Here is a 12,096-nt window from a genome sequence, read left to right on the forward strand (position 1 = left end):
CGATCTTGCGGTTTTGCATGGATCGGGCTGAAATATCCAGCGACCGCGTTCAGGCAAGTCCGGGGCAACGAGGCCCATTGACGTTCTTTCATTTGAGGCATATGTTCGCCTCACGTGAGGTGAAGTCCATATGGGTAGTCAAGCTACTATTCTCGCCGACCTGTTCGGCATCAAGTCGAGGACACCGGAGACAACACTCACACTGGCCACTTCGGTGGAAAAGGGCCTTCCGGTGTCCGCGCTGGACAAGCTCGCCGGGCGCATCTCGCCGCTGGACGTGCGCGGCTTCGCCCATCGCATTGTGCCGAAGCCGACGCTGGAGCGCCGCCGCAAGCATAAACAGCATCTGACGACCGACGAGAGCGATCGCTTGGCGCGTGTTGCCAAGGTCTTCGCCTTTGGCCTCGAAGTCTTCCGCGACGAAGCGAAAGTGCGCGACTTCCTCAACCGCCCGCATCCGATACTGGACAACAAGGTGCCGCTGGACCTTGCGCTCGCGACCGGTCCCGGCGCCGATGCTGTGCTGAATCTGCTGGGACGCGCGGCTTACAGCGGCGGCGTCTGAACGTGCAAAAAAGCGATCGCGTTCTCAGATGCTATCGCATCGGCGATCCCGACGGCGCGTTTCCGATCTATGACGCAGAGGGAGCGCGGCTCTATCCGGGGCGCTGGAACACGCCCTGGAGTCCGGTGATCTACACTTCCGAGCACTATTCCACCGCGATGCTGGAGAAACTGGTTCACGCCAATCTGGTGATGCCCGCCAACCAGCACTTCATCGAGATCACCATTCCGAACGGTGTCTCCTACGAGGTCTTTCAGACCGCCGCCCATCCCGGCTGGGATTCGCGCAACGAGACGATCTGCAAGAATTTCGCGCAGGTCTGGTACGACGAAAAGCGCTCGGCGATGCTGATCGTGCCGTCGATCCCGGCGCGGCTGGAGCGCAACTTTCTGATCAACCCGACGCATCCCGACGCCAAGAGCCTTAGTCATACGATGCCGGAACCGGTTTGGTGGGATGAGCGGCTTTATAGTCGGGGGACGTGAGGCTGCGACGCCGCCCGCTATCTGCTAGTCCGGCGCGGCTGCATCGGATATTAGTCATGCGAGGAATTGCCGACCGATTTGCGCCCATGGATTCGCCTATTGCTTGAAGCAATTGTCGCGATGCCATTTCAGGAAATGAGGATGCGGACGATCTGATAGCCGCCGCGGCTCTAGCGCGTGGCCGGTCTTGTTGACAATCGATCTTACGCTCTCGGGATCGTTTGTCTGGCGTGAGATCAATATCTCCAGATCATCCGCCAGACTGATGAGACCGCGATCGAACATCCAATGCGCGGTGCCTGAAAGAGCAATCCCGTTGCTAACGATATCCGGCCCGTTCGCTTCGACCGGCCGGATGTGAGCGGCGGCCACCTCGGCGCGCCCCATTCCATTGATGAGCTTCAGCCCGGTGATCGCGCAACGCTCGTCATAGGCGCGAAGCACGATGCGGCGGAAAATCCGGTCGCGTAAAATTCTCGATACGGTCAGGCTGACGCGATCACGCTGTTGGTCGAACCTGAACAGCGCCTGCTCCTCGTTAAGATCGAGCGATCGGACATCGTCGTCACGCCGCGGCAGGAGCGGTACATTCTCGGCGAAACCGAGCTCGCAGATTCTATCGAAATCTTCGTGCGAAACTGGACGGACAGCGGACTGAGCCCGTCCCGAAATTCGTCCCTGCTCGTTCAAAATACCCCGCTCGACCGGCCCGTTCGAGCCATTGAACGCGACCGGATTGGCGAAATCGAGATAGCTGCCTGGCTCGATCACCGCGAGGTACATCCCGGCAGGACCGGGATCCGGTATCACTTGCTGAACCCTTGCAATCGCAAAGCAGCCTCGCGTGTCAGCTACCTTGCTCGGCTCATAATAGATGACCCAATCGCCGACGCAGGCCTCGACACGATGCAGGTACTGACTGGGAAACTGATAACGTTCAGCCGGGCTGTCATCGTAGATCGAGTCAGATCGATGGATGAACACCCCGAATGCCATTGCTCGATTTAACTCGTCGGAAGCGATACCCGTCAATCTCGTTCTGCGGTTGCGATGGGTTTCGCTGCGCTCTACCCATCCTACTTAGACCCGTCTACGCGAGCTATCCGGCGTCGACGTCGGCAAGCCCTCGCATGAGGTTCGGCGTGGACCAATTCGCGAACTCGGTCCCAGCACTTGGAGCTGAATGCACCCTCACGGGGAGCCCGCCGTATCGCGGGCCCCTCTCGTACGTTCCGACGCGATCCGGCTGCTACGGGCCGGCAGGCGCCAGCGCCTTTTGCACCATCGCGGTGTCAACATATTGCGTCATGCTGGCGATCCTGCCGTTCTCCACCAGATAGAGATGCGCGAAATTGGCGCGCATGGATTTGCCGGTCGCCTTATAGGTTCCGGAGTAGACGCCGAAGGCGGCGACGCGGTCGCCGTCTTCGAGATAGGTGTGAACATCGGCGCGGTAGCCGGTCCATTCGGTGGCAAGACGCCGGAACATGCCGGCGATGATCGCGTCGGGTCCGACATAGGTGCCCGCGTACGGAAACCCTTCCGCTTCGGTCCAGACGGCATCGGGAGCGAGAGCGGCCAGGAGATTGCGGCCGTTCTCTTCCGACGATGATCCCTCATAGGTGGCGCGGATCAGGTCGAGATCTGCACCCACCTCAGCCCCACTTCATTTCGCCGGTGGCGACCTTGGCGCCGATGTCAAGCGCAACGCCCATGCCGAGGCCGGGGAAACGCGCTTCCATCGCCGTCTTGAGCGCCGCGGAATCCTTGCCCCTGGCCAGTTCCTCGTCGAACGCCTTGAGGTAGGCGATCGTGTGCTCGACACCGGACAGATCGGTCTTTGCATCCACCGACAGATGGCCGGGCACGACGATTGCCGGCTTGCGCGCCGCGATCTTTTCGAGATTGGCGATCCAGGCGGCGCGCTGCTCTTTGGTCGGCGTGTCGGCGGTCCAGACATGGACGCCGGAGAAGATCAGCACGCCGCCGAACACCGCGTTCAGCGACGGCACGAACAGATAACGCCGGTTGACCAGCCCGTCTGCGCTGACGACTTCGATGGTCTCGCCGTCCACGCTGAGCGTCTTGCCGTCGAATGCTTCGGGGATGACGACATCGGCGAGCACCTGCGGGCCGTTCTCCTTGAGCTGCGGACCCCAGACGGCAAGCTTCTTTTCGACGCTGGCGTTAACGGCCGCCACTGTTGCGGGCGCCGCGATCACGCGGGCCTCGGGAAAAACCGCCTTGATGGCGCGGAGGCTGAAATAATAATCCGGGTCCGACTGGGTGATGTAGATGGTGGTGAGCTTCTTGCCGGTTGCCTTGATGGCGTCTGCGACGGCCTTTCCGTCGGGAAGCGTAAAGCCGCCATCGATCAACACGGCTTCGCTCGGCCCGGACACCAGAACGGGAGCCCGGAAGAAGCCGTTCTGTCCGGCCGGAAAATGCTTCCAGGCGAGCCCGCCGGCCGCATGGCCGAGGCCTGCGGGTGCGAAGACTGCGGCGGCGCCCGCGGCGAGAGTGGCTTTCATGATGGTTCTCCTTGTCGGCATGTTGGTCTCCTGGTGTGGTCTGCGGTCGCGAAATTGAAGCTGGATGGTCCGGTCTGTGTTGATCGCTGCGCTCAGGCCGCCTTCAGTCCGTCGACGAGGACGTCCAGGCTGCCGAACAGCGCGTTTGCCTGCATAAGGCGGCGATCATCGCCGGTCCCTACGATCAGGGCCGGGACGCCATTGGCGCCGAACCGGCGCATCTCGGCACGCGCAGCCTCGATACGCGCGCGATACGCGGCGATCAGCGCGGTGTCGGGCGCCGCCAGGCGCGCGGCAACCTCCGACAAGTTCATCGCGCGCAGCACCTCCGACAGAACGCCGATATCCGTGCTGTCGCGGCCTTCGACATAGCGGACGACCTGAAAGGCCTTCAGAGCCTCGAGCTCCCGATCAGGAGCCGTGAGCGCAACGCCCGTGAGCGCCAGCGTTGCCGGGCCGGAATCGAACAGGCGCGTGCGGTCGCCCAGCACATCGCGGCGATAGGCTTCGCTGAAGGGCTGGCCGCTCGAGCGCGAAATCCGCTGGTCGTTGCTCCAGGCGTAGGCCGCAAAGCCGTCGTCCATCGGCCGGGCGCCATCGCCGGCGAACAGGCCGGTCGGCGCGAGCGCGACAGCGAAATCCGCTCGGGCCGCAAGCTGTTCGAGCAGCGTGGAGGCGCCGTAGCACCAGCCGCAGAGCGGATCGAAGAGGTAGGTAATGTGAATGGGCGCGGACATGTCGATCTCCTTGCCCGCACTTGTGGCACGCGCCAATTGATAGAAAAATAGCAACAAAGCAGACAGAATGTATGTCATAGACTTACAGTCTATCTGACGGACAAAGCCAATGAACCTGAACCGCCTGGCCTATTTCGCAGCCGTCGTGGACACCGGATCCTTCACCCGGGCAGCCGAGCGGCTCGGCATCACCAAAGCCGTGGTGAGCCAGCAAGTGGCGCAGCTGGAGCGCGATCTCGGCACCAGCCTTCTCGTGCGCACGACGCGCCGGGTCCATCCAACCGAAGCCGGCCGGATGTTTCATGCGCGCTGCGTCATGATCTTGCGCGAAGCCGAGGATGCCTTCGACGAACTCGCCCAGGCCGCCGCCGCGCCGACCGGCACGTTGCGGATCACGGCACCCAACGACTACGGCACGGCCGTCGTCGTCGCCGTCGTCACGGCCTACGCGGCCCGCTATCCCAGCTGCCGGGTGGAGTTGACGCTCGAAGATCAGACGGTCGACCTCGCCTCAGGCCAGATCGACATGGCGATCCGCGTCGGATGGCTGGTTGATTCCAGCCTGCAGGCGCGCAAGATCGGCGCGTTTCAGCAATTCCTGGTCGGCGCTCCCGCATTCACGGATCGGATCGCAGCCGCGCGCGATCCCGACGATCTGGTGGCGCTGCCGTTCATCGCCAACATGGCGCTGCGCGAGCCGCTGCTGTGGCAGTTCTCGCGCGGCGATCTCGATCGACGCGCCGTGCGCCTGCAGGCGAACATTGCGATCGACACGACGCCGGGGGCGCTCGCGGCCGTACTCGCCGGCGGCGGCCTTTCGGTGCTGCCGGATTTCCTGGTGGCCGACGATCTGGCGGCGGGCCGCCTCATTCACATTCTGCCGCAATGGCAACTGCCATCCGGCGGCATCCACACGGTCTACCCAGCGGCCCGTTTCCGTCCGCCGAAGGTGACGGCGTTTGTAGAGATGCTGGTTGCGGCTCAGCGACAGGCGAGTCCGATTGGGGCGGATTAGCCGAAGGGCCAATGAGACGCCGTGATAGAGTAATTCCTTCCGGATTACGGCAAGCCTCTCCGGCGACCTGCCCGGCCTCAGTCGCGCGATCTGGACAGCCCCGCGAGAAGCGGCGCGTAGGCGGCGAGCCTGCGGGATACGAACTCGGTGAAGAGCCGCACGCGCTTGGTCTTGCGTGTCTCGCCCTGGGTGAGAAGCCAGACCGTTCCGTACATGTGCAGCTCGGTGCCCGGCACCCTCGCCAATAGCGGGTCGGCATCGCCGACGAAGCACGGCAGTGTCGTGATCCCGAGCCCTTGCCGTACGGCAGCGATCTGCCCGGCGGCGTCCGTGGTCCTGAATGGAACGCCCGTGGTACGAACCTCCCCCTCGCCGGCCCAATCCGGAATTCCATGCATGCTGATGACGATCCACCGCATGGGATCGGGCGCGCCCGCACGCCAAGCGGCCAGTCGATCCCGGGACATGTAGACGGCGCCGAACAGCTCCGGTCCTTTCGTGCCGTGAAGATTGAGCGGCAGGGTTTTGCGGTCGTAGACGACGCGGATCGCGACGTCGGCCTCCCGGTTGGTCAAGTTTGCCAGCTCACCCGCCGACAGGATTTCCATCTCGATGTCCGGATGCAGGCGCGCAAATTCGGCGAAGTCCGGCATGAGCAGATGTGTCGCAAGCGGCGGCGCCAGCGTCACCCGCAGACGCCCGCGCACGCTCTGGTCGCGCCCGAAGACGCGCGTCTCGAGCTGGTGCGACGACGCTTCCATCTGGTCCGCGAATTCGAGAACCTCCTCGCCGGCAGCCGTCAGGCGGTAGCCCGACGGCAGCTTCTCGAACATGTGGACCCCGAGGCGTTCCTCGAGCTGGGCGACGCGTCGCAGCACGGTTGCGTGGTTGACGCCGAGGCGCTCGGCCGCAGCCCGCACCGAGCCTCCGCGCGCGACGGCAAGGAAGTAACGAACGTCATCCCAGTCGATCATGGTGCAATCCCGCACCGCGCGGTGCGCCTTCCAAAGCCGGTCTCTACGCCTCCTACCGCAGTACGGGCAGTCATCATAGCCGGTTCCGACCAGCGCGCCCCGGTTCCGAACGGCGGACACCGGTCGGGGCGGCTGGCGTCGGTCGTCCGGCCGGATCGATTTCGCACCACCGATGTGCGCGCCTCCGCACTCAACGTCTGACTCGAGCGGACCTATGTCGGGGTCCTCGGGGGCAGATGCTGTCCCGACACGACGACAGGAGAAATTATGGGAAAGCTTGAAGGTAAAGTTGCAGTCATCACCGGTGGATCGAGCGGCATGGCGCTGGCGAGCGCCAAGCGGTTCGTCGAAGAAGGCGCCTATGTTTTCATCACGGGCCGAAAGCAGGAGGCGCTCGACGCGGCCGTCAAGCTAGTTGGCCGGAACGTGACCGGCGTGCGCGGCGACGCGGCCAATCTCGACGACCTCGACCGCCTGTTCGACACGGTCAAGCGGGCAAAGGGCAGGATCGACGTCCTGTACGCGAGCGCCGGCATGGGCGAAGCCGTCCCACTGGGCGAGATCACCGAGCAGCATTTCGATGCAACGTTCGGCCTCAATGCGCGCGGCACTCTGTTTACGGTCCAGAAGGCGTTGCCGCTGTTCAGCGATGGCGGATCGATCTTCATGACCGGGTCGGTTGCTTCGATCAAAGGTTTTCCCGGTTATAGCGTGTATGCGGCGAGCAAGGCGACCTTGCACGCATTTGCACGCGGTTGGCTCAACGAACTCAAGGGCAGGAATATCCGGGTGAACGTGCTGCACCCGGGGCCGATCGCCACACCGATGCAGGACCAGGTCCTCACCGAGGAGGCGAAGCGGATGTTCGAATCCCTGATCCCGCGGGGAAAGATGGGTCGTCCCGAGGAAATTGCGGCAGCCGCGCTGTTTCTGGCTTCGGACGATTCGAGCTTCGTGAATGGGGTGGAGTTGTCCGTCGACGGCGGCTTCTCGGCGATCTGAAGCGCCAGCACATCAACATCAGCAACACGGATCGGAGAAATTAGAATGAGCTATGCGATTGTCGGATTCGGCAAGATAGGCCAGGCCCTCGCCCACGCCTTCGCCCGTAAAAACATCGACGTCACCGTCGCGAGCCGCCGGCCGCCCGAGACGTTGGCGCCGCAGGCTCGGGCGATTGGAGCCAGTGTCGTCGCCAAGTCGCTGCGGGACGCACTCGAGGCCGAGACCATCATCCTGGCGGTCCCGTTCGGGGAGCATCGCGAGGTTGCGAAGGCGCTGCCGAGCTGGAAAGGCAAGACCATCATCGACGCGATGAACGCGTTTCCCGTCCCTGACGAGCTGGACGGCCTGCCGTCCTCCGCCTTCGTCGCGAAGTCGTTCACCGGCGCCAGGCTCGTGAAAGGCTTCAATCACCTGGGTGCGGCCAAACTGGCTGCCGATCCGGCCGTCGAGGGCGGCCACCGGGTCGTGTTTCTGTCTGGTGACGACGAGGACGCGATCGCTCCGGTGGCGGCGTTGGCCAAACAACTCGGCTTTGCACCCGTGAAGCTCGGAAAGCTCAACGAGGGTGGCGCGCTGGTGCACGCACGCGGCCGCGTTTGGGGCCCGCTGATCTTCCAGGATCTGTTCAAGAAGGAGCAGTAGTCGATCCACGACCGTGTGATCGACGCCGAGAACAAGTCGCGCGCTGACTTCTGCAGCGCGCGGCCGCCCCTGTTCTCATGCGGGCCGACGGCCGTGCATATTGAGTGCGCTGTCACCGTTATGGATCGAGCGCGATCCGATCGGAGCGAGATGGAGAAATGACGATGAGCACCGAGACGAACGTCCAGACAGTGAAGGATTTCTTTGCCGCGATCGGACGCGGCGACAAGGAGGCTCTATTGGCACTGGTCGCCGAAGACATCGAGTGGATCATTCCGGGCGAGGGCTGGCCGCTGGCCGGAACGCACCGCGGGCGCGCCGAGTTGGCGGCTGTGCTTCAGAAGGCGTCCGAAGAGGTGGAAACGACATTCCCGGAACCGCCCGAATTCGTGGCGCAGGGAGACCGGGTTCTGGTCATCGGCGTCGCTACGGGGAAAATCAAGGCCACGAACAAGCCGTTCAACGACGACTGGGTCTTCGCCATTACCGTCCGGGACGGCAAGCTGAAGAAGATCCGGGAGTACATCGACACGCAGGCGCTGGCGTGGGCCGCGCAGCCGTCGAATGCCCAGCCGTAACGGAGATCCCAATGTACGACCAATCCAAACTGTCCGAATTGATCCCGTTCGCACGAATAGAAGCCGGCACCACCATCATCGATGTTTACCCAGGCGACGGCGACTGGACGCGCCTCTTCTCGGATGTCGTCGGACCCGAAGGACGGGTCTACAGCTTCGTGCCGGCCGAGGTCGCCCACTTCAAGAACGATCCGTTCGGCCGCATGCGGACGCTAGCGAAGGAGCCGGGCCGCGAGAACGTCGAAGCCGTCTCGGCGGACGCCCGGCGGGTCCTACGTCATCGTTGACCACGCCGCTGCCGTCGGAGCGGGCGCGCGCGACGCCCAGTCGCTGCATCGGATCGAGCATGCATCCGTTCGCGATGAGGTGGAGGCGGCCGGCTTCGTGCTGGACGCGCAAAGCACCCTGCTCGCGAACAAGGACGATCCGCACACGATCAAGGTGTTCGATCCCGCGATCAAGGGACAGACCGATCGCTTCGCCTATCGGTTCGTGAAGCCCTGACAAGTCGGGGCGGCGAATTCATGTCGACCTCCCGGCGAGACCGCCGATATGACCTGCGCGAACGCCGCAACAGTCGAAAAGGCAATCTGCTTCATTATTTCCAAATACGTTGTTATCTTTCGTCAAAAGAAGCTCGACGGACCGATCAACCGAGGGCCCTGCGAATGAAAAGCTTGAACAATCTGGAATGCGTGACCCTCTTCGTCGACGACCTCGCGTGCGCGAGGGCATTCTACGAGGCCGTGTTCGACGCCAAGCCGATCTATTCCGACGCCGTGTGCAGCGTGATCGGGCTCGGTGGCGTCATGGTCAATTTGCTGCAGGAGACGGAGGCACCGCAGCTCGTGCAGCCGGTGGTGCCGGCTGCTTCGAGCGCCGGACCTCGCATGCTCATGACCATTCGAGTCGCCGATGTCGATGAGGCCTGCGCGAGGCTCCGGCAAAGCGGCGTAGAGTTGGTGAACGGCCCTATCGATCGTCCCTGGGGTCGCCGCACCGCCGCCTTTTCCGACCCATCCGGTCACATGTGGGAGATCGCACAGGAGATACCCTCCTAGCATCCGTCATCCGCGCCGGGACGTCTGCACCGAAGCGGTTGTCATTGGCGAGCGGCAGAGCATTCCGCCCTGGTTCTTGAACCTTCGCTGCAGCCGGATCACTTTTTAGTCGTGCCGTCAGATGGCTGCCCTGCCGACCCGCCGATTTTCGTCGAGACCACGTAGATTTCGACGCCGCTCATCGAGCATTCCTCGCTTGATGCCTGGCTGTTCGTGACGACCTCGATCGTCTTGCCGTCCTTGGTGTGAAACGTGATGTCGTAAACCTGCTGGTAGAGGTCTTTGCCGATCCTTTCGGATGCGAGACGAACGGCCTTGGTCTGCGCCTCGAGCACTGATGGGATGTCGATCAGGCCGGCGTTCTTGAGGTGCACGAGGGCCATGTTGGTGGGCCAACTCGCGCAGTCCGGAGACTTCGCCAGCGCCGCCGCAGCCGGCATGGCAAATGTTGCGGCCATCACCACTTTCAACGCGGCGCGCATCAACGCACCACCTTGATGGTGCGGTCGCCACTTTCACAGATCTGCCTGCGGCTATTGATAGGCAGGGCGGCAACGTACATGCCGTCGCGGTCGCGGCGCTTGTAAAGCGTCTCGCCAAGCTTGAGCTTCTGAAGTCCCGTATCGGTCAACAAGGTATTCTCCGTCCGGTTCGCCGCCAGATACCATCATGGACCATGATGGTACAGAACCGACCGAAACGGAGCCACCGTATTTCCGTTTGTGCGATGGGCTCCGCGAGCATGAACAGGTTAGTAGAGAAATCAGCGGCCGTCGGAAGCCTTATATCTGCCGATAGAACAGTGCCCGCCCGCCGGGCATGAGCTGGAGCAGGATATCAAAGTCACCGATATTCGTCGTCAGCACGACAAGGCCGAGCTTCCGCGCCTGGAGGAACAGCACACTATCCGCGAGCGCACGCAGCTTCAGATCGTTCCCGTAGCCCTGGAGCCGGCAGAGGATTCCCGAGAGCAGCGCAGCTCTGCCGAGCACCTCGATGTCTGGCGTAAAGATTCGATGGGGCGCCATCGCCTTGATCCGCTTGCCAATCTCGGCGGTGACCCGTGGGGTCGGCTTGTCAGCCTGGTTCAGCACGCCGACAGTGTGCATCAATTCCTGAATGGCCACCGACGAATGATTGACCTGGCGATGCGCGATGAGCTCTTCCAGCAGAGCTGGCGCGCGCCCCTGCATCTGGTCGATGTAGACGCAGGTGTCGAGCAAGAGCCCCTGCCCACCGATCTGGCCGGCAGCAACGAACGGAAGGACGTTGTCATGACGCCGGGCGAGCGTTCGCTTAGGCTTGAACCGAGCCCACCTGCACGCGGCGTCAAAATCGAACTCCGCCACGTCAGAAGCCGAGCTTCAGATCACGATCGACCTTGCCTCGTGACTTCCGAAAGTCCTCGGCGAAATTGTCCTCCAGAGCGATGGTGGCCAGAGCAAACTCGATCAGGTCCGTATCGGCCACGATCCGGTCTGCCGCTTGGCTTGCCTGATCAGCGCCGGACTGACGCGCCCGGCGATCCGGCCGCTCTTCTTGCTGAGGAGACCGGATTGCTCGGCGGCCCGCATCACCGCCGCGACGCGTACGCTGCCGAGCTTGATTTCGCCTTTTGCGCGACCTTCGACGCGCTTTGGCCGCCGCGTCCCGCCCGTAAGGCCACTGCCCGGCGACCGCCGCCGACCCCGCGCCGCCGGCCGTTTTGTCGAATCTCCTGCCATGGCCTCCCTCATGTTGAACAAATTGGCATATTGTTGAACATACAGTTTTGGTTCATCGGCTTCAAGACGCGACTGTCGCGGCACGCAGGATGGGGTGGAGCGCAGCGATAACCTCATAGCCGTGATTGGACATCGGCAGATCGATGCTGATGGATGGCATTGATTCAAGGGGGAGAATGTCGAGAGAAACATCCCCACGAAGTAGGCTTGCTAAGTTCCTGACGGTCGAAGAAAACTCGTTCTGGACTCCCGCCTGTCTTCGCTCTTGATCGCTCAGACGATGCCCATACGTGTTGATTCGATCAAAAACGTCGTTGATCTCGCCGTCCGACGCATTTCTCATTACGGACATGGCCAAAGAATAATCGAGCAAGGTAGAAACTTCCTTAGCGCCAATTAACGCTGCATCCTTAGCTTTAGAAAAACGTCCATCGTCCGCGGCAGCCTTCGCTGTCGGAAAAAGATCAACGTGAAAATATTTGTCGTCGACGAGGGGAAAGGCGTTCTCAATAAACGATACAATCGAGTGGAGCCTTTGTAGTCCATCGATGATTTCGTACGTCGCCGGCCCGCCATCACGCTCAGCGAGCAAGATCGCTGGTACGGGATATTTCTTCAAAAATGACTCAATTAGCTTTTGCTTTTCCTCCAGCGTCCAGACGAGTTTTCGCTGGTACCGCCGATTTACCAGAAGCTTGCCCTCACGATACCAGCTGTAGATAGTCTGGACAGATGTGGGCTGAGACGCCAAGTCGGCCATGAGATCTCCCGATTTGAAT

Annotated in this window: 16 protein-coding genes and 1 pseudogene; 8 read left to right on the top strand and 9 right to left on the bottom strand. The window is 62.3% G+C overall.

Going from position 1 to position 12,096, the window contains the following annotated elements:
- Window positions 1-130: 130 nt before the first annotated feature.
- A complete protein-coding gene (locus AB8Z38_RS09045; RefSeq protein WP_369724375.1) occupies window positions 131-565 on the top strand; it encodes an antitoxin Xre/MbcA/ParS toxin-binding domain-containing protein in 435 nt (144 codons plus the stop codon).
- Window positions 562-1,050, top strand: coding sequence for an RES family NAD+ phosphorylase (locus AB8Z38_RS09050; protein WP_369726786.1), 489 nt, complete (start codon window positions 562-564; stop codon window positions 1,048-1,050). Before AB8Z38_RS09045 ends, AB8Z38_RS09050 begins: the two co-directional genes overlap by 4 nt.
- A gap of 96 nt (window positions 1,051-1,146) precedes the next feature.
- Here AB8Z38_RS09050 and AB8Z38_RS09055 read toward each other — a convergent pair whose 3' ends face one another.
- The 4 genes from AB8Z38_RS09055 to AB8Z38_RS09070 form a co-directional block, all read right to left on the bottom strand.
- Window positions 1,147-2,046, bottom strand: a complete 900-nt coding sequence (locus AB8Z38_RS09055) for an HNH endonuclease (RefSeq protein ID WP_369726787.1) — start codon at window positions 2,044-2,046, stop codon at window positions 1,147-1,149.
- A 253-nt stretch (window positions 2,047-2,299) separates the two neighbouring features.
- Window positions 2,300-2,704 (bottom strand): nuclear transport factor 2 family protein, encoded by a 405-nt coding sequence (locus tag AB8Z38_RS09060; protein ID WP_369724377.1) that lies wholly within the window; start codon window positions 2,702-2,704, stop codon window positions 2,300-2,302.
- A 1-nt stretch (window position 2,705) separates the two neighbouring features.
- Complete coding sequence (locus AB8Z38_RS09065) at window positions 2,706-3,602, bottom strand: MBL fold metallo-hydrolase (protein ID WP_369724379.1); 897 nt, start codon at window positions 3,600-3,602, stop codon at window positions 2,706-2,708.
- A 71-nt stretch (window positions 3,603-3,673) separates the two neighbouring features.
- Complete coding sequence (locus tag AB8Z38_RS09070; protein ID WP_369724381.1) at window positions 3,674-4,318, bottom strand: DsbA family protein; 645 nt, start codon at window positions 4,316-4,318, stop codon at window positions 3,674-3,676.
- A gap of 109 nt (window positions 4,319-4,427) precedes the next feature.
- On the opposite strand from AB8Z38_RS09070, the gene AB8Z38_RS09075 reads away from it, so the two are divergent.
- The gene (locus AB8Z38_RS09075; protein ID WP_369724383.1) at window positions 4,428-5,333 is read left to right on the top strand and encodes a LysR family transcriptional regulator; all 906 of its coding nucleotides are present in this window, start codon (window positions 4,428-4,430) and stop codon (window positions 5,331-5,333) included.
- Between the two features lie 77 nt (window positions 5,334-5,410).
- Here the strand turns inward: AB8Z38_RS09075 and AB8Z38_RS09080 are convergent, their stop codons facing one another.
- Entirely contained in the window at window positions 5,411-6,307 is an 897-nt protein-coding gene (locus AB8Z38_RS09080; RefSeq protein WP_369724384.1) for a LysR family transcriptional regulator, read from the bottom strand.
- 267 nt (window positions 6,308-6,574) lie between these two features.
- Between AB8Z38_RS09080 and AB8Z38_RS09085 the strand changes: the two genes are divergently transcribed.
- From AB8Z38_RS09085 to AB8Z38_RS09105, 5 genes and pseudogenes are all read left to right on the top strand, one after another.
- A complete protein-coding gene (locus AB8Z38_RS09085) occupies window positions 6,575-7,309 on the top strand; it encodes an SDR family NAD(P)-dependent oxidoreductase (RefSeq protein WP_369724386.1) in 735 nt (244 codons plus the stop codon).
- Between the two features lie 45 nt (window positions 7,310-7,354).
- Window positions 7,355-7,954 carry an NADPH-dependent F420 reductase gene (locus AB8Z38_RS09090; RefSeq protein WP_369724388.1) on the top strand — a complete coding sequence of 200 codons (600 nt, stop codon included), beginning with the start codon at window positions 7,355-7,357 and terminating at the stop codon, window positions 7,952-7,954.
- Window positions 7,955-8,118: 164 nt separating this feature from the next.
- Window positions 8,119-8,532, top strand: a complete 414-nt coding sequence (locus AB8Z38_RS09095) for a nuclear transport factor 2 family protein (protein WP_369724390.1) — start codon at window positions 8,119-8,121, stop codon at window positions 8,530-8,532.
- An 11-nt stretch (window positions 8,533-8,543) separates the two neighbouring features.
- Window positions 8,544-9,036 (top strand): annotated as a pseudogene (locus tag AB8Z38_RS09100) (methyltransferase).
- Window positions 9,037-9,200: 164 nt separating this feature from the next.
- On the top strand, window positions 9,201-9,593 hold the full coding sequence (locus AB8Z38_RS09105; RefSeq protein WP_369726788.1) for a VOC family protein: 393 nt from the start codon (window positions 9,201-9,203) through the stop codon (window positions 9,591-9,593).
- A 98-nt stretch (window positions 9,594-9,691) separates the two neighbouring features.
- Here the strand turns inward: AB8Z38_RS09105 and AB8Z38_RS09110 are convergent, their stop codons facing one another.
- The 4 genes from AB8Z38_RS09110 to AB8Z38_RS09125 form a co-directional block, all read right to left on the bottom strand.
- Window positions 9,692-10,075, bottom strand: a complete 384-nt coding sequence (locus AB8Z38_RS09110) for a hypothetical protein (protein ID WP_369726789.1) — start codon at window positions 10,073-10,075, stop codon at window positions 9,692-9,694.
- Window positions 10,075-10,227, bottom strand: coding sequence for an integrase (locus tag AB8Z38_RS09115; protein WP_369724391.1), 153 nt, complete (start codon window positions 10,225-10,227; stop codon window positions 10,075-10,077). Before AB8Z38_RS09115 ends, AB8Z38_RS09110 begins: the two co-directional genes overlap by 1 nt.
- 148 nt (window positions 10,228-10,375) lie before the next feature.
- On the bottom strand, window positions 10,376-10,942 hold the full coding sequence (locus AB8Z38_RS09120; protein ID WP_369724392.1) for a type II toxin-antitoxin system VapC family toxin: 567 nt from the start codon (window positions 10,940-10,942) through the stop codon (window positions 10,376-10,378).
- 436 nt (window positions 10,943-11,378) lie between these two features.
- Window positions 11,379-12,077 carry a DUF262 domain-containing protein gene (locus AB8Z38_RS09125; protein WP_369724395.1) on the bottom strand — a complete coding sequence of 233 codons (699 nt, stop codon included), beginning with the start codon at window positions 12,075-12,077 and terminating at the stop codon, window positions 11,379-11,381.
- Between the last annotated feature and the right edge of the window lie 19 nt (window positions 12,078-12,096).

The sequence above is a fragment of the Bradyrhizobium sp. LLZ17 genome (assembly GCF_041200145.1).
In the GTDB taxonomy this organism is placed as follows: domain Bacteria; phylum Pseudomonadota; class Alphaproteobacteria; order Rhizobiales; family Xanthobacteraceae; genus Bradyrhizobium.